This window comes from Psychrobacter sp. 1044 (assembly GCF_904846525.1).
GTDB lineage: Bacteria > Pseudomonadota > Gammaproteobacteria > Pseudomonadales > Moraxellaceae > Psychrobacter.
Genome location: NZ_CAJHAZ010000016.1, coordinates 1 through 24411 on the forward strand (window position 1 = coordinate 1; position 24411 = coordinate 24411).

At 44.0% G+C, this 24411-nt stretch carries 21 protein-coding genes and 1 tRNA gene; 11 read left to right on the forward strand and 11 right to left on the reverse strand.

The window, feature by feature from the left end; all coding sequences use genetic code 11:
* Positions 1 to 166: 166 nt before the first annotated feature.
* A complete protein-coding gene (locus tag JMX82_RS11230; protein WP_201540611.1) occupies positions 167 to 1072 on the reverse strand; it encodes a LysR family transcriptional regulator in 906 nt (301 codons plus the stop codon).
* Positions 1073 to 1229: 157 nt separating this feature from the next.
* On the opposite strand from JMX82_RS11230, the gene JMX82_RS11235 reads away from it, so the two are divergent.
* From JMX82_RS11235 to JMX82_RS11260, 6 genes are all read left to right on the forward strand, one after another.
* Entirely contained in the window at positions 1230 to 1619 is a 390-nt protein-coding gene (locus JMX82_RS11235) for a RidA family protein (RefSeq protein WP_201540612.1), read from the forward strand.
* A gap of 48 nt (positions 1620 to 1667) precedes the next feature.
* Positions 1668 to 3143 (forward strand): aldehyde dehydrogenase family protein, encoded by a 1476-nt coding sequence (locus JMX82_RS11240; protein WP_201540613.1) that lies wholly within the window; start codon positions 1668 to 1670, stop codon positions 3141 to 3143.
* A gap of 106 nt (positions 3144 to 3249) precedes the next feature.
* A complete protein-coding gene (locus JMX82_RS11245) occupies positions 3250 to 4239 on the forward strand; it encodes a membrane dipeptidase (protein ID WP_055125371.1) in 990 nt (329 codons plus the stop codon).
* Positions 4240 to 4446: 207 nt separating this feature from the next.
* Positions 4447 to 6132 carry a BCCT family transporter gene (locus tag JMX82_RS11250; protein WP_201540614.1) on the forward strand — a complete coding sequence of 562 codons (1686 nt, stop codon included), beginning with the start codon at positions 4447 to 4449 and terminating at the stop codon, positions 6130 to 6132.
* A gap of 126 nt (positions 6133 to 6258) precedes the next feature.
* Positions 6259 to 7998, forward strand: a complete 1740-nt coding sequence (locus JMX82_RS11255; protein ID WP_265089322.1) for a hypothetical protein — start codon at positions 6259 to 6261, stop codon at positions 7996 to 7998.
* Complete coding sequence (locus JMX82_RS11260; protein ID WP_201540615.1) at positions 7982 to 8707, forward strand: DUF3726 domain-containing protein; 726 nt, start codon at positions 7982 to 7984, stop codon at positions 8705 to 8707. The genes JMX82_RS11255 and JMX82_RS11260 overlap by 17 nt, the downstream gene beginning before the upstream one ends.
* Before the next feature lie 169 nt (positions 8708 to 8876).
* Here the strand turns inward: JMX82_RS11260 and JMX82_RS11265 are convergent.
* Positions 8877 to 8967: transfer RNA gene (locus tag JMX82_RS11265), tRNA-Ser, on the reverse strand.
* A gap of 128 nt (positions 8968 to 9095) precedes the next feature.
* On the opposite strand from JMX82_RS11265, the gene JMX82_RS11270 reads away from it, so the two are divergent.
* The 3 genes from JMX82_RS11270 to JMX82_RS11280 all read left to right on the forward strand — a co-directional run bounded on the left by JMX82_RS11270 (position 9096) and on the right by JMX82_RS11280 (position 10981).
* Entirely contained in the window at positions 9096 to 9989 is an 894-nt protein-coding gene (locus tag JMX82_RS11270; protein ID WP_227676682.1) for a DNA/RNA non-specific endonuclease, read from the forward strand.
* 87 nt (positions 9990 to 10076) lie between these two features.
* Positions 10077 to 10340 (forward strand): hypothetical protein, encoded by a 264-nt coding sequence (locus JMX82_RS11275; protein WP_201540616.1) that lies wholly within the window; start codon positions 10077 to 10079, stop codon positions 10338 to 10340.
* A gap of 257 nt (positions 10341 to 10597) precedes the next feature.
* On the forward strand, positions 10598 to 10981 hold the full coding sequence (locus JMX82_RS11280) for a DUF2147 domain-containing protein (protein ID WP_045445845.1): 384 nt from the start codon (positions 10598 to 10600) through the stop codon (positions 10979 to 10981).
* Between the two features lie 111 nt (positions 10982 to 11092).
* Here the strand turns inward: JMX82_RS11280 and JMX82_RS11285 are convergent, their stop codons facing one another.
* From JMX82_RS11285 to JMX82_RS11300, 4 genes are all read right to left on the reverse strand, one after another.
* Positions 11093 to 12355 carry an ammonium transporter gene (locus tag JMX82_RS11285; protein WP_045452414.1) on the reverse strand — a complete coding sequence of 421 codons (1263 nt, stop codon included), beginning with the start codon at positions 12353 to 12355 and terminating at the stop codon, positions 11093 to 11095.
* 75 nt (positions 12356 to 12430) lie between these two features.
* Positions 12431 to 12769: a P-II family nitrogen regulator gene (locus JMX82_RS11290; protein WP_010197981.1), complete on the reverse strand. Its 339-nt coding sequence runs from the start codon at positions 12767 to 12769 to the stop codon at positions 12431 to 12433.
* A gap of 455 nt (positions 12770 to 13224) precedes the next feature.
* Complete coding sequence (locus tag JMX82_RS11295; protein WP_045445851.1) at positions 13225 to 14079, reverse strand: universal stress protein; 855 nt, start codon at positions 14077 to 14079, stop codon at positions 13225 to 13227.
* A gap of 174 nt (positions 14080 to 14253) precedes the next feature.
* Positions 14254 to 15753 (reverse strand): SulP family inorganic anion transporter, encoded by a 1500-nt coding sequence (locus JMX82_RS11300; RefSeq protein WP_201540617.1) that lies wholly within the window; start codon positions 15751 to 15753, stop codon positions 14254 to 14256.
* A gap of 662 nt (positions 15754 to 16415) precedes the next feature.
* Here JMX82_RS11300 and murD point away from each other — a divergent pair.
* A complete protein-coding gene (gene murD, locus JMX82_RS11305) occupies positions 16416 to 17852 on the forward strand; it encodes a UDP-N-acetylmuramoyl-L-alanine--D-glutamate ligase (protein ID WP_201540618.1) in 1437 nt (478 codons plus the stop codon).
* 316 nt (positions 17853 to 18168) lie between these two features.
* Positions 18169 to 19365 carry a putative lipid II flippase FtsW gene (gene ftsW, locus JMX82_RS11310; protein ID WP_227676688.1) on the forward strand — a complete coding sequence of 399 codons (1197 nt, stop codon included), beginning with the start codon at positions 18169 to 18171 and terminating at the stop codon, positions 19363 to 19365.
* Positions 19366 to 19457: 92 nt separating this feature from the next.
* Here ftsW and gluQRS read toward each other — a convergent pair whose 3' ends face one another.
* The 5 genes from gluQRS to JMX82_RS11335 form a co-directional block, all read right to left on the reverse strand.
* Positions 19458 to 20399 carry a tRNA glutamyl-Q(34) synthetase GluQRS gene (gene gluQRS / locus JMX82_RS11315; RefSeq protein ID WP_201540619.1) on the reverse strand — a complete coding sequence of 314 codons (942 nt, stop codon included), beginning with the start codon at positions 20397 to 20399 and terminating at the stop codon, positions 19458 to 19460.
* 247 nt (positions 20400 to 20646) lie between these two features.
* Positions 20647 to 21084: an RNA polymerase-binding protein DksA gene (dksA, locus tag JMX82_RS11320; RefSeq protein WP_045445865.1), complete on the reverse strand. Its 438-nt coding sequence runs from the start codon at positions 21082 to 21084 to the stop codon at positions 20647 to 20649.
* A gap of 493 nt (positions 21085 to 21577) precedes the next feature.
* Complete coding sequence (locus tag JMX82_RS11325; protein WP_201540620.1) at positions 21578 to 22423, reverse strand: metallophosphoesterase; 846 nt, start codon at positions 22421 to 22423, stop codon at positions 21578 to 21580.
* 250 nt (positions 22424 to 22673) lie between these two features.
* Positions 22674 to 23492 (reverse strand): metal ABC transporter permease, encoded by an 819-nt coding sequence (locus JMX82_RS11330; protein ID WP_055125361.1) that lies wholly within the window; start codon positions 23490 to 23492, stop codon positions 22674 to 22676.
* Positions 23493 to 23598: 106 nt separating this feature from the next.
* The gene (locus JMX82_RS11335; protein WP_060491976.1) at positions 23599 to 24396 is read right to left on the reverse strand and encodes a metal ABC transporter ATP-binding protein; all 798 of its coding nucleotides are present in this window, start codon (positions 24394 to 24396) and stop codon (positions 23599 to 23601) included.
* Positions 24397 to 24411: the final 15 nt, after the last annotated feature.

The window sequence follows — 24411 nt, forward strand, 5'->3', positions numbered from 1 at the left end:
AAGCGTTTGGGGTTTAAAACGCCAAGCCAGGTGTTTTATTTCATTACTTAGCGTTGCACTTGGTGTGTTAATCTAGGAAGTGAATGGAGTTTCTGATAGTGGCTTATAAAAGTAAGCGGTAGTGAGGTATGTCTTAACCCATTTTCAACCTTTTTTTAACCTGTCTTTATAAAATATAGTGATTCTGGACATACTGAATGCACAATTCATGAAACGCTTGTGCTGGCGGTGAAATCGTTTTATTTGCCAATTTAAAAATACCAATTTGTCTGTTTAAGGCAGGTTCAAGTAAGTCGAGCCATACCAATTCTGGCTCATTCGACGGAAAGGCGAGCTTGGGTAGGGTGGTGATGCCAAGATCATTGCGTAATAATGAAAATAAGGAAGTAATATTCTCGACCGTGTAACGCGCATTACGGTTGAGCACCTCGGCGGGTGTGTTTTCGAGCAGTCGACAAGTGCCATTATAAATAAAAGGCTGGGTCATGAGTTGTTGCCATTTAAGCCCTGTTTTTTGATGGTTTTTTGACGGTTTTACTGGTTGATTTAACGAGTTGCTTTTTAAGCAGACTACGCCAATCGGGTCAGATATGAGCAAGGTGAAATCTATATTTGATTGATCGATACTGGTGCAGTTGCCCAATGCTAAATCTATTTCACCTGCCAATAAACGATTGGCAACACCGACAGAGTTATCATCTATTAGTACAATCTCGACATCAGGATATCTCTTGGAGTATTCAACCAACACGCTAGGCAAGAGTTTTGTCACCAGTGATGGCACGCTTGCAATCCTTATTTTGCCTTTATCGCCAGCGGCTGCTCCTTTTAAATCATCCTCTAGCGCTTGATAAACCGTCATAAACTGCTCGATTTTGGGTAAACAAGTCTCTCCAAAAGGCGTGAGTGTTGCTTTATTTCCTCCTTCAAATAAGCGCTGACCTAGTATTTTTTCCAATTCCTTTATCGAGGCAGACAATGCCGCTTGCGAACGGTTGGCGCGATCTGCCGCCGCCCGAAAGCCGCCTTCCTCTACCACGCATAAAAAGTGACGTAATTGCTGTAATTTCATACGCTTATTCCTCACCACTATTAATATATAAGATATCGTTTATGATAGATTAAATCTATCATATTCTAAATTTAATTAGTTAGATTTATCATTAGCACTTGGGTAGGATACCTCTATAGCAATCGCTGCCCAATCATTGATCAAAGGATATGACGACATGACGACTCACTCAACCAAACAAGCCATCAAAACCTCACTTTATGCGTCTAAATCCCCTTTAGAATGGGCGATCACTAACAATGGTACGTTGTACACCGCGCAGATTCCTATCGATGAAAATGGTGACGTGGTTGTAGGTGGTATCGAAGCGCAAACCCGCCAAACGCTAGACAATCTAAAGCACACACTAGAATGTGCCAATGTTGGCATGGATTCGGTGTTACAGGTCATGATCTATGTGACCGATCGCGACTATCTAAAAACGGTCAATCAAGTCTACGCCGAATACTTTGACGCACCCTATCCAAATCGGGCAGCGCTCGTGATAGCAGGACTGGCTCGTGAAGAAATGTTGGTTGAGCTGGTTGTATATGCCGCTTTGCCTTAAAACTAATTTTAATATTCCATCTTTTAGTACTTTATCAAGGAAGCTCTTATGTCAGCTCACACCGCCCAACAGATATTGCAGCAAGACCCAACCAAATCACTTTATATTAACGGTGAATGGCAGTCAGGCGTAAATACCGTAGCCAATATTAACCCATCTGATATCACTGACACTATCGGTGAGTTCGCACAGGCCAGTGGCGATCAAGTCAAAGACGCTATTGCTGCTGCCCGTCACGCTCAGCCAAAATGGGAAGCGACTCCTTTAGAAAAAAAGCAGTCTATCCTACAAGCGATTGGCGATGAAATGATTGCTCGCTGTGATGAGCTAGGTACGCTGTTGTCTCTTGAAGAAGGCAAGCCGTTTGCGGAAGGTCGCGGCGAGATTTACCGCGCAGGTCAGTTTTTTCATTACTATGCCGCTGAGGTATTGCGCCAAATCGGTGATACCGCCGCCTCAGTACGTCCTGGTGTCAAGGTTGAAGTTACCCGCGAAGCAGTCGGTGTGGTCGCCATTATCTCACCTTGGAACTTTCCAACTGCCACCGCTGTGTGGAAGATCGCGCCAGCGCTAGCCTTTGGTAATACGGTCATTTGGAAGCCTGCGAACTTAACACCTGCCAGCGCAGTGGCATTGGCCGAAATTATCCACCGTCAAGGCATGCCAGAAGGCACATTCAACCTGTTACTGGGTGGCGGCTCGTCAGTCGGTGATGCACTCATCAATTCTACAGATATCGATGCCGTTAGCTTTACCGGTTCTGTGCCAACAGGTCGCAAAGTTGCTGCTGCGACGGCACCGAACTTTATTCGTTGCCAGCTTGAGATGGGCAGCAAAAACGCCTTGGTCATCGCTGACGATGCCGATTTGCAAGTCGCTATCGATGCGGCGGTTGCTGGTTCGTTTGGTGGTTCAGGGCAGAAATGTACGGCTTCTTCACGCCTCATCGTAATGGACAGTATTCATGATGCCTTTGTCGAAGGTGTGATTGCCAAAATGAAAACCTTAAAAGTCGGTCATGCGCTTGATGACGGTATCTTTATGGGTCCTGTTGTCGATGACAAGCAGCTGGCGTCAAACATGGACTGGATCGAAAAGGCCAAACAGTCTGGTGCAAATTTAGCCTTTGGTGGTGAGCGTTTAGAGATGCCGCATGACGGCTACTATATGTCACCGACGTTATTTACCGAGACGGACAACAGCTGGGATATCAACCAAGAAGAGGTTTTTGCTCCGCTGGCTTGTGTCATGCGTGTCAAGGATTTGGACGAAGCGATTGCGATGACCAATGATACGCGCTTTGGTCTGACGGGCGGCATCATCACCCAAAGCTTGCGTAGTAGTGCGATGTTCAAAGAGCAGGTACAAGCAGGTTGCGTGATGGTCAATCTAGCGACTGCAGGAACCGACTACCACGTACCATTTGGTGGCCGTAAACAGTCAAGCTTTGGTCCGCGTGAGCAAGGTCAATATGCTAAAGAGTTCTATACCATCGTGAAGACCGCTTATCAAAAAGCGTACTAGAACTATCTTAACAAGACTGCTCGCCGCTATCGAAGCGACACGGTGTGAAAAAGCACTTAATAGCCAATGATAGCGGCTACTGATAAAAGTATTAAAGGGAATTGATATGTACCAAGACCATATCGTCATTGACGGATTACAGTATAGCTATTGGGATCGTGACTACTTTAAGATGCTACAAGCCAGTGGTATCAATGCGGTACATGCCACCTTGGTCTATCACGAAGATGCCCGTCAGACCATGAGCCGCTTTAGCGAGTGGCACACACGCTTTGAGCAAAATTCAGATCTTATATTACCCGTGTACTCAGTGGCTGATATCAACATGGCAAAAGAGCAGGGTAAAGTGGGCATCTTCTTTGGCGCACAAAACTGCTCGCCAATTGATGACGAAATCGGCCTGATTAGCGTGATGCGCCGCCTAGGTCTATTGATTATGCAGCTGACTTATAACAATCAGAGCTTACTGGCGACAGGTTGTTATGAGCAGAATGACAGCGGCATCACACGCTTTGGTCAGCAGGCCATCGCTGAGATGAACCGTGTCGGTATGATTATCGATATGTCACACAGCGCTGAGCGTTCAACGCTTGAAGCGATTGAGCACTCTAGTCGCCCGATATGTATCAGCCATGCCAACCCAACCACAGCACACGATGCCCTGCGTAATAAATCGGATACGGTTATTAGTGCATTAACCAAAGCGGGCGGGTTGCTAGGTTTCAGTTTATATCCGTTTCATTTGCCAAATGGCAGCGACTGTACGCTTGATGACTTCTGTACCATGATTGCCAATTGCGCTGATAAATATGGCGTAGAGCATTTATCTATTGGTAGTGACTTGTGTCTCAATCAGCCGCAAGCCGTGCTTGAGTGGATGCGTAATGGTCGTTGGTCAAAAGCGATGGATTATGGTGAAGGCAATGCCAATAATTCAGGTTGGCCAGATACCTTGCCGTGGTTCGCTGGCAAGGACGGTATGGAAAACATCTATAACGGTTTGCTAAAACATGGCTTTAATGAGATTGACGCTGGAAAAGTCATCGGTCAAAACTGGTTTGATTTCCTTGGAAATGGCATAAGGCCTTTAGCCTAAAGGATAATTCTAGCAAGTCATCGCTAAAAATCGCTATAAGACGACAATCGTTTTATAGCGCACAGCTATTTGAAATAGACAGTTTTGAAATACATAGCTTTGAAGTAAGTAGCTTTGAAATAAATAATATAGTGAGGTTATCTGGTTATATCCTCATTGTTATACGTCTGATCTAAATAACGAAACGTTAGAATATGGAGCCACATCATGGCCGATTTAAAGGGACTTAACCAAGGTGAGCAAGGACGCTCAAACGCTGCCAATAGCACAGCGGATAAGGTCAGCGCTGTACCAGCTGCTGTCGATATTGATGCGTTGGGGCTAAAAAATCCTGCCTTTTGGTATAGTGGTGGGTTTATTACGATTTTTGTGCTCATGGCGATTTTTGCAGAAGCACAGTTAGCAACGATCGTGGATGTTGGTTTTAAATGGTCGGCCAATATCTTTGGTCCTTTTTGGCAAATTTTGCTTCTCGCTACTTTCGTCATCGCTTTAGCGGTTGGTGCAGGTCGCACGGGTCGTGTAATTTTGGGCAACTTACCAAAGCCTGAAATGGACAATTTCAAGTGGATGGCCATCCTGTTTTGTACATTGTTGGCTGGCGGTGGGGTTTTTTGGGCGGCGGCAGAACCTATTGCTCATTTCGTGTCAGCGCCTCCTTTATACGGTGAGTCACCAGACTTGCAACAACAAGCATTTAACGCCTTATCACAATCTTTTATGCATTGGGGATTTTTGGCGTGGTCGATTGTCGGCAGTTTGACTGCGATTGTGGTCATGCATTTGCATTATGACAAAGGCTTGCCGCTGAAACCTCGCACACTTCTTTATCCTATGTTTGGTGAGCGCGTACTCACGGGTCAAACGGGCGCGATTATCGATGCTTGCTGTATCGTGGCAGTTGCTGCTGGCACTATCGGTCCTATTGGTTTCTTGGGCTTGCAAACCAGCTATGCACTGAATAAATTGTTTGGTATTCCTGATACTTTTGCCACCCAGCTTATCATTATCATATTCGCGATTGCGCTTTATACCTTATCAGCGATCAGTGGTCTTGCTCGAGGCATGCAATTGCTCAGCCGCTTTAATGTCATCTTGGCAGTTGCGCTGATGGTCTTTATTTTGATATTTGGACCGACCAATTTTATCGTCAATGGTTATATTCAAGGTGTCGGCACGATGGTCGATAACTTTATTCCGATGGCCACTTTTCGCGGTGATGAAGGCTGGCTTGGCGGTTGGACCGTGTTCTTTTGGGGTTGGTTCTTGGGTTATGGCCCGATGATGGCCATCTTTATCGCTCGTATCTCACGTGGTCGTACGATTCGTCAATTGATTACCACCGTATGTATTATTGCGCCGCTCGTGACGTGCTTTTGGTTCACCGTCGTTGGTGGTTCAGGTCTGGCGTTTGAGATTGCCAATCCGGGCAGTGTTAGTAGCGCGTTTGAAGGCTTTAACTTACCTGGTGCACTATTAGCCGTTACCCAGCAATTACCCTTTCCTTTAATTACCTCGATATTATTTCTAATTTTAACCACCGTTTTTATCGTCACGACAGGTGATTCGATGACCTATACCATCAGTGTGGTCATCAGTGGCGAGCGTGAGCCAAATGCCATGATTCGTACCTTTTGGGGCATCATGATGGGGGTGACAGCGATTGTTTTAATCTCGCTTGGTTCAGGTGGCGTGACAGCGTTGCAGTCTTTTATCGTGATTACCGCTGTGCCAGTCTCTTTTATCCTGCTGCCATCGCTATGGAACGGGCCACAAATTGCCCAGCAAATGGCGCGAGAGCAAGACTTGTATCGACCTAATCAGGTAGAGGTAAGACATAAAATTAGCGAAGAAAAGCTCGCTAAGGAAAAGCTTACTCAAAAAACTGATTGACTACCAAACGGTCAAGGTCAAAACAACGATCCTAAAAACGGCTGAATACTTATTTACCAATAGATATCATCATTGGCATTATTAACAAAGCTGCTGGCTCAATATATTAGGTAAGGTAGTGAAATTATGAATATGATTCATGCAAATAATGAAAGAATTAATGTCAAGTCGCCTCAACTTAGCACTAAATTTCGTACTCGTGACGTGATTATGAATGCAGAAAGGTTGGGCGCGATGCACCAAACTCGCATTAGCTTTGTGCGCACGTTACTGCGTAAGATTGATAGAGAGCAATGGACGCTCAGTACCCATTTGTGGGATTTGGATGAGCAAGGCTATGGCACGGTTATTTATCGCCTCAATACCCCAGAGCATCTGTATCATCTGGTGGTATTTTGTAATGAGCTGGCTGATGAAGAGCGTAATGATAGGGTGATTGCCCAAAAATGGGATGTGACCTTTGGTCTGGTCTTTGGTGAGATAAGTGAGGAATTACTGGGTAATCTACAAGCCAACGTACCGCTGCAAGAAGCAGGTCGCAACTCTAATATGGTGATGGTGCTGGCACGAGCAAATAAGAGCGTACGGGTCTTTGATCATATCGTTAGCTCACTCGCCATTGGTCAGCAACCAGAATTGGATATACTCGCGCAAGTGGGTTATATATTGCGTACCACGGCGGTCTATGGCAATGGTAAGTTTGGTATTTATGACTTTAAACCGTTAGATCACAGTGCAGATTTTGATCAATCCTTTCGAGCGCAGATGTGTGCCGTGTATTTGCTGCGTGAGTTTAGCTTAGATTGGGTCGATTATTTGGCAAAGCAAAAAGGCGGTAGCAACGCCGCTGCACTGCATCCAGAGATTAAGCGTTACTTGGGAGTTGGTAACGCCACCGGTCTGGGCATGGCACCGTATCTAATCAACCATCCTTGTGTCGTCGATCAATGGCTAACTACCCGTGAAGAAGCGTTGCAAGTGACACTGATCTGCCAGATTGAACCCAAAAAAACTGCATATTTTGCCAGTTTAATCAAACGTGCTATTCAGCATTTTAGCGAGATTGTTACCATCAATGAGTCGCAAATCAAACTCAATGAAGCGGTCGTTGCAGAATTAGCCGTATTACAAAATAATTTGATGGCAACCATTAATCACTACAGTACATGGGCGGAGTTCTTACAAGCTCACCATCATCTAAGCCTTGAGAGCCAAGAAGTGATTATCTCTTGCTTGATGGAGCTTTATCCTGAGCGTGTCGATGCGTTTCAAGAAAAAATAAATGCCGATGAAACGCTGTCGCTACCGAAAGGCAAGGTGATCCAAGATTTAATCGATGTATTAGAGCTACATTATCAGTGGGCGATTAATATTGATTTTAGCCAGCCCGATAATAGCCATTGGTTTTGGTATCGTTCGGTGGATAAAGAAGAGCCAAGGATGGGTGTGCGCGGGCAAGAACCGGGTGCTGATCGTGAGCTTGCATTAGACATCGCACGGCAAGCAAATAAGCTGTATCTCGCGTTGAAACCCACCGATCCAAAGCAGCTCATTTCAGAGTTCATCTTAAATCAGCCAAAATATCGCTCGATTGCGCGCCGCGTTTGGACGATGGGACATAAGCCACTGGGCGATATTCAGATGAATGTCTTGCATAAAAATGCATTACCCATGCACCTGTTACGGTGTAAGTTATCGATGTTTGGGGCAACCAAGTTCGATCCCAGATCAGATCGCTGGGTGCGGATCACCTTGTTTCAAGGTGCGCCTTTGTTTACAGAAGTGCATAGTGATGAATGGCTGTTTCCTTTATTACCCGATTTATCAAAAGAGCAGGGAGGTTTGACTCATGATCGTATCGCATAATGAAATCGTGACGATAGTACACAAAGCCTTTACTGGGATGCACCGTGAAGTAGGCGAAGCGGATGTGATTGCTACTATGGTCGCTGAGCTACAGATGGCGGGCTTGGACGGTATCAGACACTTTAATAATGCCAGTCCGTATATTTTAACCGAGCACGATACGCCAATCGATATCGTCTATCAAGAAGACGGCGCTATTCGTTTAGATTTGCATGGTAGCAGCTTGGCTTGTCACTTGCCGACTATCATTGACTATGCTCTGGAAAAAATGGGTGATTTGGCGCATTTTCATATTTATTTACAGAACTGTCATAACCGCTGGTTGGCTTATAGTGAGCTGGTGGAGCTGGCTGCCAAAGGCTTTGCTTGTCTGGCTAAATGGGACAATGGCTCTGTGCCCAAGCATACATTATTTACGTTAAATCAAGGTTTTGTGTATCCTGATTTATACTTTTTTGACCAAGCACAAGCCAATTATAATACCAATGATATGATTATTGAAATTGCGACTCAAAATTTTGATATTGAACAGGACATACAGCATTTCAATCATAAAATATCGACAGATGAGCTATTTGAAACCCATCAGCGCGCATGGAAAGAAGGTATCTATGTCGACGATGAGCAGTGGGCGATACTCAAAAAAATGGCTGCGGCGATGTTGGTAGAAAATAGCGAAACATCAAGTAAAGGTGCGGGAGGAGCGTAAGCGAGAGGAATGTAATAAATAAAAGGTTACAAAATGACATAGGCAAATAGATGAAGCCAAAAAGAGGCTTATAATTAAAAATTTCAGAAAGTGTTTTGAATTAAAAGGTATTTCGGAGTTGTTTGAATAGATGGGAAAAGCTAGAGGCTTTGATTAAGCAGAATAAGATTGGCGGTGAAGGAGGGATTCGAACCCTCGATACGCTATTAACGCATACACACTTTCCAGGCGTGCGGTTTCAGCCACTCACCCACTTCACCGTTTTTAGACGGCTTAGTATAGCGGATACTGTCTAGAATGTCACGACTTGCACCTTATCTTTCTTTATTTACAAACGCCTGCTACGATAGCGTATACGTAATGACAAGCATAGATGGTTGAAAGTTAAATGATAAGTTTCGGTAGGCTCAATGCCCGTTTGAAAAACAGTATTACAATGACCGTGATGGCGGTGATCATAAGTATAACTTCAGCGCATGCTGATGACTTTACTCAGTGTAGCGAGTCTTTTTATGGCGGTGTCTATCCTGAGTTTATTAATACCAAGCTAAGCAACAAAACCCAAGCTTTATGCATGGATGGTTTTGCCGTTATGTATTCTGGCGTATCGCGTACACCGCTTTGGTCGGCAGAATATTTGGATCGCAAGCGTTTACAACAAGCAAAAGAAATCGATCGTGAAGACAGCTTTCATGAAGAAAGTAGGTTACCAAAATCCGCACGCGCCTCATTGTCCGACTATTCAGGCTCTGGCTATGATCGCGGGCACTTAGCACCCAATGCCGATATGGCGAATCGCAGTCAACAATATGATAGCTTTAGCCTTGCCAATATCGCCCCGCAGTCACCGCGCAACAATCGCTATATCTGGCGTAATATTGAATCAGCCACTCGCTATTTGACCCAGCAATATGGAGAGGTTTATAGCATTACAGGGGTAGCATTTACTGGCAAAACAACCAAGCAATTGGCAGATCGTGTACTGGTGCCCAGCCATTTTTTTAAAGCCGTCTACATACCAGCGATTAATCAAGCAGGGGTCTATTATGCACCCAATGATGAGTCAGAACGCATAGAGGTTATTAGTGTTGATGAACTCTCGACCAGAATTGGTATCGATGTGCTGCCCGTCTTGGATGCCAAAACCAAAACACAGGCATTTGATCTGCCATTAAAGGCGGGTGAAAGCTCCGAGTTGCCCGATGAGCCAACAGAAGAGCCGGCTTGGATGCTGTTTGTTTGGGCGATTCTTGAGTGGGTAATCGCCCAATTGCAAGCATAATGCCTTTATGACACGAGTCTATATATAATAAAAGGTACAAAAAATCCAAAAATTACGCAAGATATTGTTAATAAAAAGGAGAATCAAATGATTGATCCATTTGCCAATGACCACCAAAGTATGCAAATCGGTGAGCTTATCATCGAAAACCAAACAGATAAAATTATTATCTATGGCGATATTGATTTGACTCTTGATGCTACTGGATATGAGCAAGCGCAACAGTTACATGAACTAACAAGCAAGATTCTTCAGGCATTTGTAAATGATGCTATTTACAATAATAGTCAGCATAAGTCAAAAGAAAAAGATGACCGGTTGGATAAAAATATTGACAATCCTTTTTTGTAACTATTTGATATAGTTCAATTTTTATAGAAATAATAAACTATAAAAAAATTACTAGGCAAAAGCTTAAAATTGCTTATAATGAGTCAAGACATCGCTTATGTCGTATAAAATTTTGATGAGCAGTTTTTTTAGATGCGCTAATCACTTCCAAAGAGTAGAAAGTCGCATAGCTGTTAATAGGGATTTTAGCGAAGGATAAGCCTAGGAGATCAGAAACATAACGTTTCGAGTAATCATTGTATGAAGGGAATCAGTCTATGAAATTATTTACCAAAACCACTCTAGCTGTTGCAGGTATCAGTTTAGCAAGCATGGCATTCGCCGCTGATCCTTTGGCCAATACCACGTGGCAGACATTTGATGAGGGTAAGCCAAAAGGTACCGTAAAGATTACTGAGTCAAACGGTGTACTAACAGGTACGCTTATCGCTACTAACTCAGCCAAAGGCAAAAAGCACGTTGGTACGACCATTATTAAAGGTTTAAAGTCTGATGGTGGTGGCAAATATAGTGGTGGTACGATCACTGATCCTGAAAAAGGCAAAGACTATCGTATGACCGCAAACTTGAGTGGCAACACCTTAAATCTAAAAGGTTATATCGGTCCATTCTCACGCAGTCAAACGTGGAAAAAGAAATAAACCTATCGTTTATTTTTAACATTAGACCTAATATTTATAAATAAAAATCCCGCAATACCTTTTGGTAATGCGGGATTTTTAGTACATATATTTTAATATTGGCTTCAGAGCTTATCTCACAAATTCTGGATATGCTTCCATACCACACTCTGCTATATCCGCACCTTCATACTCATCTTCTTCAGAGATACGCAGACCAATCACTAATTTGATAACTGCCCAAGTGATTAAGCTGGCGATGAATACCCAAGTAAAGATAGTGGCTGCACCAGCAATCTGACCTACGAACGATGCTGCTGGGTTGGTAATTGGTACGATAAGTAGACCGAACAGACCGACTACACCATGAACTGAGATAGCACCCACTGGATCATCTATTTTTATTTTATCCAATGCTAAGATAGATAGCACAACGATAACGCCAGCGATCAAACCAAACAGTGTTGCTTGCAATGCAGATGGGGTTGAGGGTTCTGCTGTGATAGCGACTAATCCTGCGAGTGCACCATTTAAGAGCATGGTTAAGTCAGCTTTGCCAAAGATGATGCGTGCTATTATTAAAGCACCAATTGCACCGCCTGCCGCTGCTGCATTGGTATTCAAAAACACCATAGCAACCGAGTTAGCACTGGCAATATCACCCAGTTTTAGCACCGAGCCGCCATTAAAACCGAACCAACCCATCCAGAGAATAAGTGTTCCAAGCGCTGCCAGTGGTAAGTTAGCACCTGGAATGGCGCGTATTTCACCATTAGGGCCATACTTGCCTTTACGTGCACCTAATAGTAATACCCCTGCTAATGCAGCCGCAGCACCCGCCATATGGACGATACCAGAACCTGCAAAATCAGAAAAACCCATGTCGCCTAAATTGAACATACCAAATACATCATTGCCACCCCACGTCCAGCTACCCTCTAATGGATAAATGACACCAGTCATCACCACAGCAAATAATAAGAACGACCACAGCTTCATGCGCTCAGCCACCGCTCCTGAAACGATCGACATACAGGTTGCAACAAACACCACTTGGAAGAAAAAATCAGATGCAGCGGAATAAACAGAATCACCGTCAAAGCCGTTTTCAGCGGAGGCTGCTAAGGCATCTGCTACCAGCGTTTCATTACCCGCGATACCGCTCAAGAATAGGTTGCCACCATACATAATGGCATAGCCGCATATCATGTACATGGTACAAGCGGTGGCAAAAAGTGCGATATTTTTGGTTAAAATCTCAACGGTGTTTTTTGAGCGGACGAGTCCAGCTTCTAACATGGTGAAGCCTGCTGCCATCCACATGACGAGCGCCCCGCACATTAAAAAGTAAAACGTGTCAAGTGCGTACTGGAGCTCGAAGATTTGATTTTGCATGTTAATTCCCCCTTGAATTGATGCAATACAGCTATCGGTATGATCTATAAATCTGTGTCTATATGGCCTTGCGCGTTAGATAGCGTCAGGGCCTGTCTCGCCCGTACGAATACGAATAACTTGCTCAAGTGCAGTGACAAAGATTTTGCCGTCACCAATCTTGCCTGTGCTAGCGATGCGAGTGATGGCTTCGATAGCAGGTTCGACCATCTCATCAATAACAGCCACTTCGACTTTTACTTTAGGTAAGAAGTCCACCACGTATTCTGCGCCGCGATAGAGTTCTGTGTGACCTTTTTGGCGACCGAAACCTTTGACTTCAGTAACAGTGACACCTTTAACACCGATGTCAGAAAGCGCTTCACGTACATCATCGAGCTTAAACGGTTTTAAGATCGCAGTGATTAGCTTCATAAAATATTCCTTATTTGTGTGATGCCGCAGGTTGATCGAAGCATTGTGGTGCATCGTATCGCTGCCATGCTTACTATTAGTCATTCAAGAACTGTGCCAATTTACTCAAGGGGGATAGGTAAGATTGGATTTGTTTGTTCAAAAACAGCCATAGTTATGGCAAAAAATACTGGTTATGCTGCAATGGTATAAACCACCGTTATGAGCATAGAGAATGCGAATTAACCTTTAGCGTTGAACTGACGAAAACTTTATTATAACCAACTTTTTAGGTGCTTGGGGAGACCATCCATCTATTTCCTGTGATGATTTGCTAACCTAGTTTGGTATATGAAACGAATCACTTGAGGAGAAAGTAGGGAAAATTGTGTGATACGGTAAGCGGCAGAGCTTAACATGGATGTATAGGCTCTGCGCTCAAAGAGAGAGGAGTGGCTGTGTAGATCGGCTAAAGCCTATACCTTTGGGAAGAGTAGGTAGGGGGTTTTGGTGCTACCGAGCAGCTTTTTTGTGTCGCTACCTTTTAGAAGTTCACGCAGACGAGATTGGCCAAAGGCACCGGTCATCAGCATACCGATATCATTTTCATTTTGATAATAATTCAAAGCCGAAGTGACATCACGGCAATCCAGCAATGCTTTTTTAGACTTGATGCCTGCTTGTTTGAGCCGCGCATAAGCTTCACGTAGCGCATCGCAATTTTCAGAGTTTTCTTTACCGACCATCACGATATGAACGGTTAATGCGCGAACCAGTGAGGTTTTGCAGAGCCAATTGAGCAATTTATGAGATGTTGGACTGTTGTCAAAAGCAAATAACGCGGTCGTAGGGGGCAAAAATGGTGCATGAGTCACCAAAATGGGGCAGTGACTGACTCTAATCAACTGGCTCAATGTCGATTTGCAGGTGACATTGTGACCTATAACGATCAATTGTGCTTTGTCATCGACGTAATCGATACTTTCATTGAGGTGTTCATGGCGATGCAGGGTATAGGTTTTTAGTTTTTGTCGCTGCTGTTCGCAATAGGTGGTGGCTTGATGAAGCAAAAGCTTGCCTTGGGCTTTTAGCTCACAATTACTCAAGTGCTCCTTTGTGGTGAATTGCTCAAGCAGCATGTTTTCATCATCGATATTCAGACAGCCTGAATAATTCACAGCAGCTTTTTGTTGTAAGCTCGGTACTGAGTGCAACAGTCCAACAGGTGCTTGTAGACGAGTCGCGGCCCACATGCTGGCTTCTAACACTGCTTGCACGTGGTCTGGGCAGTCCAAGCAGGCAATCACACTATCTGGTTTCAAATTACTCATAAGACCACCACATTATTCCAATATTAAAAAGACAGAATAAAAAGACAGCTGCTTGGCTCAAGGGTGGGGCGATAATGCTTATGCCCAACCCTTTGCACCAATGCAGCTGTTTATTCAACTGTCTATTTATGAGCGGTTAATCAATATTAGCTCAATAAATAGACGTGGCTTTGTTTAATCCAATAAGCCAATATCTCGGCGATCGTGGATAGAGAAGCGATCAATCAGGGTTCGGCTCGCATTATTGAGTCCCACCACTTTGACATCAATGCCCTCACGTTGCAAGCGCATGACCAGTTTGTCCAAGGTGTCTACGGCACTGACATCCCAAAAATGCGCTTGACTGACATCAATTTGAATACTGTCCAAAGCTTCTTTGGTATCGAAGCTGTTTAAGAACTGGGTCGTAGAAGCAAAGAATACTTGTCCTTGCACATAATAATAACGGGTATTAGTACTCTCATCATACTCACTAAATACCGTTAAGAATTGACCAATTTTATTGGCAAACGCCAGCGCCGATAGCAGCACACCCACGCCCACGCCATAAGCTAGGTTGTGCGTAAATACTGTGGTCAAAACAGTCGCTAGCATGACAATATTAAATGACATCGGATGCGTTTTAAATTCGCGAATAGACTGCCAGTTAAAAGTACCAATAGAGACCATAATCATCACAGCGACCAGTGCCGCCATTGGAATTTGACTGACCCATTCACTTAAGAACACTACCATAATGAGCAGTACGATACCTGCCATCAAAGTGGACAGCCGCGTACGTCCGCCAGATTTGACGTTGATCATAGATTGACCAATCATGGCACAGCCTGCCATGCCACCGAAGAAACCTGATACGACGTTGGCAATCCCTTGACCGCGACACTCGCGGTTTTTATCGCTTGGCGTATCTGTCAAATCATCGACGATAGTCGCTGTCATCATCGATTCTAATAAACCAACGATGGCAAGTGCGATAGAGTAAGGCGCGATGATCAGTAAAGTATTTAGGTTCAATGGAATGTCAGGTAATAAGAACATCGGTAATGAGTCAGGCAAATCGCCCATACTGCCGACATTACGAATATCAAGATTCATATACATGGCAACAGCAGTCAAACCAACGATACAGATCAGCGGTGACGGAATCACGCGACCGATTTTAGGAATCAGCGGAAACAAGTAGATAATCGCTAAGCCCGCCGCTGTCATGATATAAACCGTCATGCCAACGCGTTCAGTCATTGGGTTAAGCTCAGGCAGCTGGGCGGCAAAGATCAATATCGCGAGCGCATTGACGAAGCCAATGACTACCGAGCGCGACACAAAGCGCATCAAATTGCCAAGCTTTAGGATACCCATTACAATCTGAATCCCACCGCACAATAAGGTGGCAGCTAGCAAATACTGCAAACCATGCTCGGCGACTAAGTCAACCATCACCAGTGCCATCGCCCCAGTTGCTGCCGAAATCATGCCTGGACGACCACCGACGAAACTGATCACGACCGCGATACAAAATGAGGCATACAAGCCGACTTTTGGATCAACACCCGCGATAATAGAAAAGGCAATGGCTTCAGGAATCAGCGCTAGTGCAACAACCAAACCGGATAAAACGTCGCCGCGAACATTGGAAAACCACTCGTTACGTAAGTTATCAATAAAAGATGTCATAAGTAAACTGCATAGGGTTAGAGGCAAAAAAAGTAATCATTACTCATTCATAAAATGATCGCATCGCTATAAAAGTAGCTATTCATCTTTCTTTTACGGCAACATGTGCTGTGTCATATTGCAGTATTGAATTATTAAAGGTCAGTAATAAGTAGGTCTACTGATTTACTTACTGGTATCGCTAATACGCTCACCAATAATTGATACGATGATAAATTCAGTGAGACTACCTAAAAAAAATAGTTAAAATAAGGTGCTTAAAGCAGGGCGTTTATAAGAGCACCTACAATAACGAATAGCGTCAGCAATGATATGCTGCGGTAGAGGGTAATAAATAATCTATCAAATAAAAATAGCCGCTCGACATGACCAATCTATAGTAGTAACTTTGCCAAACAGAAGTGACAATAGCGTGCTAACTGTGACAACATGCTAAACTAAAATGCTTGGGTAAATACCCAGTCACTTATAGATTAAGGCAACTATTATAGCATTAGCCACTTAATATAAAAACAGGCGCATAATAGCACATCGTCATAAAAAACCAGTACCGAAATCTGAACGATACCGTTATGATGCGTCTCATCTTGACGGCATCATTTTGCTTCTTTATATATAGGTTTGTTTGATGCCATTTTGCTCGTCCAACAGAAGGAATAAATATGACCACCAACACTGCAACAGATGCCTTACTTCACAAAGGCAGTGGTCTACAAGTCGTGGTCGGTTTGGGACAATCTGGATTATCAGTTGCGCGCTATTTGGCCAATCAAGGCTATCAGGTTGCTGTCACTGATGCTCAGGTGACACCTAGCTTAGCAGATCAACTACCCGCTGAGATTAGTATTCGCCAATTTGGTGCGATTGACGCCGAGCTCTTGCAGCAAGCGGCACGTATTGTTATAAGCCCCGGTATCTCTCTTGCTACCGAAGCCGTCGCCGCTGCTCGCAAAGCGAATATTCCAGTGGTCAGCGATATTCAGCTATTTTGTGAGGCTTGTACCGTACCGATAGTGGCAATTACTGGCTCTAATGCCAAGAGCACCGTGACCACCTTGGTCGGGCAAATGGCCGCGGATGCTGGTGTCGATGTTGGTGTCGGCGGTAATATTGGCGTGCCAGCGCTGACCTTGCTTGATAATACTGATATGGAACTGGCGGTACTTGAGCTGTCGAGCTTTCAGTTAGAGACGGTGACCAATTTGGGCGCGCAAGTGGCGACGGTTCTGAATATGTCACCTGACCATCTAGATCGCCACGGTGATATGCTGGGCTACCATCAAGCCAAGCATCGTATCTTTCAGGGTGCTAAATCCGTGGTAATCAATCGCGAAGACGCATTGACGCGTCCGCTCGTGGCTGATAATTTGCCCAGAGTGAGTACCGGTATACATGCTCCTGATAAAGGTCAATATGGTCTTATTACTACTCCTGAAGGTCAGATTTATCTTGCCCACGGTACAGAAAAACTACTGTCGGCAGATAAACTGTTGATTAAAGGTCGTCATAATCTGCTCAATGCACAGGCAGCCTTGGCGTTAGGCGAACTTGCTGGTTTGCCATTGGGCAGTATGTTGAATACCTTACAGCAATTTACTGGACTTGAGCATCGTTGCCAGTATGTGGCAAATGCTGCAGACATTGATTATTTCAATGATTCAAAAGGCACCAATATAGGCTCAACGATGGCAGCTATCGAAGGGCTGGGCGCAGTCTACGCACCAAAGGACGGTAAACTACTATTGATTTTGGGTGGACAAGGTAAGGGTCAACAGTTTGGTGAATTGACGCCGTTTATCAATCAGTATGTTAGCCAAGTACTGTTTATTGGTGAAGATGCGCCCCTGATTGAACAGCATCTGCGCGCAGCTAAGATAAGCGCCGATGTTGCGTTACATCAATGCCAAACTTTAGAAAATGCCTTTACAACCATTCAACAAGTCACGACAAGCAGTCTATCGCAAGTGCAAGCGGTGCTATTGTCACCTGCTTGTGCCAGCTTTGATCAATATAGTGGCTACGCGGCTCGCGGTGAGCATTTCAGTCAGTTGGTTGGTCAATTAGCAACTGAGTCGTCAGATATGATGGTTACGGAATAAAAGGTTTGATGATTTAAGCATTTGCATGATAAGTGCTTAGCGAATCTCAGCATTTAATAAAGAACTCAGTATTTAATAAAGAATAAGGGCAATGCAATAGGATTGCCCTGAATTGAATTTTACGACGCGCGCGCATTTTCTGTATAAATGATTGTTTTGCTTATAGATTGCTGCTACTGTCAATCATAGCCAGTCAGCAACATGAATGGTCAGCTTATTTGCTTAGTAATCTGTCTGGTACTGTCTATTTTCTATTTTTTAAACGGTGGCGTTTAATAGACGCCGTGTTTTTTCGTTCGTTAGTGTATATAAAATTATGGCGCTCTCTTCTCTTTTTCGTTCCTCGTCCCAATCGAAGCAAGTATCTGGCTCAGATGGTATTCTTTCTATGCCGTCAGCACGCGCCATTCTCCTATCGAGTGTTGGCTGTATGTTGGTGCTCAGTTTATTGATGGTGGCTTCTGCTTCTATTCCTTTTGCGCTCAGTCGCGGCATGACAGAGCTGCACTTTTTCAAAAACCAGCTGCTGTATATGATGATCGGTTTGACGGTCGCTACGGTTTCTTATTACAGCGTGTCTTTGCGAACACTATATAAGACTGAAACCCAATTTATCTTATTGGGTATCACTGGCATGCTGCTAGTGGCAACCCTATTTAGTACGCCTATTAACGGCTCCAAGCGTTGGCTGAACCTAGGGGTATTTAATTTTCAGGTGGCAGAGTTAGCCAAGTTGGTGATGATTGTCTTTGTCTCTGATTTTGTGGTGCGTCGCTCTTTTGAAGTTCGTAACGGCTTAGACGGTTTTTTGCGGATTATGTTGGTGGTGGCACTCATCACCATGCTGCTATTGTCACAGCCAGATTTTGGTTCTTTTGTCGTTATTTTAGGTACCATCTTTGCGATTTTCTATATCGCTGGTGCGCCTTACAAGCACTTTTTAGCACTGGGCGCGGCAGCCATTGGTGGTGCGGTCTTGATGGTGACGACAGCGCAGTACCGATTGGTACGTGTGATGTCATTTATGGATCCGTTTGATGATGTGCAAGACACGGATTATCAGCTGGCACGCAGTTTGATTGCCTTTGGTCGTGGACAATTTACAGGCGTTGGTTATGGTGAGAGCGTACAAAAACTGTCGCATTTGCCTGAGGCACATACTGATTTTCTATTAGCCATTACAGGTGAAGAGTTAGGCTTTGTTGGGGTTACTATGGTACTGGTGCTCGAAGCGCTGATTATCGGTAGCGCGATGCGTATCAGTTATAACGCGCTCAAACGTCGGCAGATGCGTATGAGTTATACCGCCTTTGGTATCGGTGTGGTGTTCATAGCGCAGACAATTATCAATGCAGCGATGAATATGGGCGCGATTCCAACCAAAGGATTGACCATGCCATTCTTCAGTTATGGCGGCTCTTCGATGTTGATTAGTTTGGTGATGGTTGCATTATTGCTAAAAATTTATAAAGAAAGCCCTGAAATCGAAAAAAGCCAATGCCGTTATTATTGATAGATTGAGCATTAGTTATAGGCTCAATGCATCATGACTGGCATTATCCAAAGAAGCGTCGCTAATTAGTGGCGCTTTTTGCTAGCTGATTCTTATTCATTGGGTATATTTAACTGTTGCTTGCCTTGTAGCGGCGTACTGTCCCATTGAGCAATGGCTTGCTTTAACATACGAGTAGGTGTGTCTCTATCGACGGCTGGTTGCTGTAATAGTTGTAAAGCATCGGCGATAAGTTTACTTGGATCTTTTGTATCAATGGGTTGTGCTAGGTTTTGCTTGGAGAGTTTTTGTCCATCAGCATGACATATCAGTGGCAAGTGATACCAGTGATCGATGGCAGGTAAGCGTGCGGCATCCATGATGCTGATTTGCGCTGTCGTCATGGGTAGGATATCTAGACCGCGCATAATATGTGTCACCTGTTGCAGTCCATCATCAAGGCTGGCAGCCAAAATATAATTGATCATACCATCTTGGCGACGCACCACCATATCACCCAATGTCTGCTGAGGATTATCCCACTGCAATCCTTGAATACCGTCGTTAAAACCAACTTTATAATTCGGTAGCTGTATGCGTAGCTTATGTTGCTCTCTATCAAGGTCAGCGCTGACACAGCAGCGTGGATAGCGCTTCCTGTTTGGTTGCAATGGGTTAGCATCATAAGATGGGCTCAGCTCTTCTTGCGCCCAGTATTGCTCCAAATCTTTACGCGAGCACTGACAGCCATAAGTGAGCGGATGCAGGGCTGAGTGTAGATAATCATTATAAATATCAATACGCTCAGATTGATAAATGATATCACCGTCCCAGTACAATCCAAGCGCTTCCAAATCAATCAAAATTTGCTCAGTAAATTGCTGATCACAGCGTTCGGTATCAGTGTCTTCAATACGCAGTAGCCATTTACCACCAATGGATTTTATATGGCAAAAGCTGGCAAGCGCGGTCGTCAATGAGCCAAGATGCAGTTCACCAGTCGGTGAGGGAGCAAAACGACCAATCGGCTGTACTGGTATGATTGGAGTGGGCATAGGAATAAGGTTAGTTTTCAAAGTAGGAAATTATCGGTAAAAAAGGTAGAAGATAGAATAATAAATATATCCGTAAAAAGATATTTGTGAAATGAGTCTGTTTTGTTAGCAAATCAATATAAGCAAGCTTAAAGCTCTGTATCAGCCATGATTTATTGACTAAAAACCAGCCAGCTAAAACGCAATAAGCGACCATATTTTGGTCGCTTATGCTTACATTCTACTATTGAGATGAGTCGTAACTCTTTTAAGCGCCTTGATTTTGGCGTTCTTTAATCTCAGACAGTGTTTTACAATCGATACATTGGGTAGCTGTTGGGCGTGCTTCGAGACGACGCAAACCAATCTCTACGCCACAAGTTTCACAAAATCCATAATCATCATTTTCAATTTCTGACATAGATTTATCAATTTTGCGAATGAGCTTACGTTCACGGTCACGCGTACGCAATGCGAGGGCAAACTCTTCTTCTTGGGTGGCACGATCATTGATATCTGGCATAGCACTGGACTCGTCTTGGATATAAGTCTTGGTGCGATCCGCTTCGCCAATCAGTTGGCTCTTCCAATCCAATAATATAGCCTTAAAGTGCTCTAACTGCGCATCAGACATGTACTCTTCGTCTTTGGCAGGCACATAAGGAGTAAACTTAGCTTCACTTGGATTCGTGGTCAGGGTGCTCATATGGGTATCCTACTTTTTTCAAATTAATTCAATAAAACGACGTATCAAAAGACAAGACGCTATCAATGTCATAAACGCTATAATTTGTCCCTTTATAAAACGTTTTACCACTTGGTAACACAAGTAACACAGCGGATCTAATAGTACAGTTATCTTGATATGCTTAAAGCAATCTATCAATGGTCAGGTATATGGTTATGCATATTTTTATTTAAATAGCGTTGTCTTAATAATGCGACAAATCACTGACTGTGAAGACTTAGCTGTGATCGATTTAGCCATCCTAGCTATTATAATTCTACCTAATACCAGATACTAGGCAGTCCTCATTTCGTTTTATACGTTGTATCATTGTTTCTGACAATAATGAAGTCATTTTTCATCATCATGTCGTTTTTACCGTGCCAGCCATTGTATTCTGAACTCAGAAATATCAGTCAATAGCTTGAAATATAAAGGCTCACATCAGTATGGGTGCCAATAAATCTGGGCGTCAAGTATCCAGTCTTTCTACCCAGCTTGCAACCTTTCCATTGTTGGCTAATTGCAACCAACGGTAACCGGGCGTGACGCTTTTATCATAGGAAAAATCATTCTCATAAGGCTTGAACTGGTAGCAAGTAGATGGCGTACTATAGACCGTGACTCCTTGACGATGGCGAACCTGCTCTTGGTGCGTATGACCACTGATAATGACCTTGAGATGGTCAAATCCTAACAGATGCTGCCAAAAGGCTTCACTATTCTCCGCCATATGCTTGTCAATCCAGTCAGAGTCTACGGGAATGACATGATGATGTAGAGCAATCAGCGCAGGCTTATCACAAGCATCGAGTCTCTCGCACAACCAGTCAATATCGGTAGGCGTTATCTCGCCCGCGACTTTACCCGTGATGGATGAGTCTAATAACAACAGCTGCCAACGTTCAGTCTCAATGACATGCCGGCTTAGCAAGCGCGGGTCGGCAGGTTGAGCAATCAGTTCGCGCTCAAAGAATGGTAAGTCACTGCCTATCTCATCCGTTACATCATGATTGCCTGCGATACAAGCAAAAGGAATATGGGTCGCTTGCAATACCTCAAAAATATGATCGTAAATAGCGGGTTTGACTTCATTGACTAAGTCGCCAGTCACGATAATCAAATCGCAGCGAATGTCGCTACTCAAAGCTTGCTGTAGTACTGTTTCAAAGCACTGCTGACAGACAGAGGCTTCGCTATTGTTAGTATCGCCATCAACACTAGAAGAAACAGGCGTTGATAAATGCAAATCTGTGATTTGTAGTATGTTTACCTGTTCATCTGGTGTGCTAATGTTATTAACAGGATAGCTTAGCATTAGGTCAGTCCCTCATCGAATCGAAATAAGTGATGCTGTTAAAACGAATGATAGATAAATAGATGTCCTGCATCGAGTAGACTAATAAACTTTGGTCTGACCAATATGTTTTTTGGCTTGACGCCGCTAGTATGTCGATGGTATTAGGGCAAGTTTATAACATAAAGTAAATGAAAGCTCTATCATATTGATGAAATAAAGTTGGATAAGAGGATAAAAAACCAGCGACTTTATGTGTACTATAATGTGTCTAGCGGCGCGCTGACCAAATTTTTGCAGTGCTGAGCTTTGAGAAAATCAGCGCGATAAAAAATAAAATGGCTAATATTAATACGATAGCAAGTCCTGTCTGAATATCTAGCCAGATGCTTCCCCAAACGCCTAGCGTCACGCCAAGCTGTGCGATCAGTAGCGATATAACGACCATTTGTTTTGGCGATGATGACCATAAACGTGCCGTCAATGCTGGTAATACCAATAAACCGCTGATTAGTAAACTACCAACCGCTTGCAGGGCAATCGCACAAAATCCCGCCAATACGCCCATAAAGAACAGCCGCTGGCGTGTCGGATTAACACCTTGAATACGCGCCAGTGCTTCATGAGTGGCAAGCTTAATTTGTGCAGGCCATATATACATAAGTAGACCGAGCCCTACCAGCACACTACCAGCAAGTAAGGGTAAGTCTGCCCAATCAAGCTCTAGCAAATTACCAAACAAAAACCCCAGTACGTTTGCTTGTTGGTCAGTCAACTGAGTCAAAGCCAATAAGCCTAAGCATAACAATGACACTGCCACGACGGCCAAAACCGCATCGACAGGCAGGCGCTCATCATCGATTAATACCAGCCCTAGCACTACCATGACGCTGACCAAGGCAATGCCAATGCCCATAGGTAATTGCCACCATACTGCTAAAGCCACGCCAAGCAAGGTACCATGTGCTAAAGCATCAGCAAAAAAAGCCATGCGTCGCCACAAGACTAAGCAACCTAAAGGCGCTGATAGTAACGCTAAAATACTGCCAGCGATCCAAGCGGGGGCAATGATGGCTAACCAAGCAGTCATAATGAATATCCGTAAAAGTTTTTATAAAGCTCAACGCTCGATATGTGTTTGATGTATCAAGCTTCAATATATTTTATATTTGTGAATGTTCAACGCGCCTTAATGATTATAGTTCGCTTGGGGCGTGATGCTCACAGGCATGTGGTTGATGCACATAAGGCTGCTCATAATGATGCCCAAATAGCTTTTGAAACTCACTACTAATGGCAAGCTCGCTTGGTTGTCCCTCACAGCAAATATGCTTATTAAGACAAATCACGCGTCGACTGCCTTTCATGACCCAATGCAGATCATGCGATACCACCAGCATGGCACAACGCAAAAACTCCGGCAGCTCATCAATAAACTGATAGAGCCAAACCTCAGTATCAGGGTCCAGTCCTTGCATCGGCTCATCTAAAATCAATAAGTTAGGTTTGTCTAACAGTGCTCGCGCGAGCAAGACCCTTTGTGTCTCACCACCCGACAGGTGCAGCATTTGTCGCGATAATAAGTGCGTCAATGACAAGTTATCAAAGATAAATTGACGCTGCTCAGACGTTAAGCGCCTTTTATCCGCTTGTGCCAATAAATCGCAGACTCGTAATGGCAATATCGGCGGTACAGCAAAGCGCTGCGGCACATAGCCAAGCTGTAACTGCTGATGAGAGTTAATGTGCCCTTTGGTTGGCTCAATCAATCCCAAAATAAGTTTGACCAACGTTGACTTACCAGCGCCATTGGGTCCAATAAGACTGACTGTTTCATTAACCGCAATGTCGATATCAATATGTGAGAGTAAGCGTTGATGCCCAATGTCGTAGCTGACATCGCTTAGGCTCAGCAGTTTACTCGCAGTGTTAATGGTATTACTATCAACAGTGGAAAAGTTCGGTTGATTAGACGGTGAGGTAGACAGGCTCATAGTATGGCAACCAAT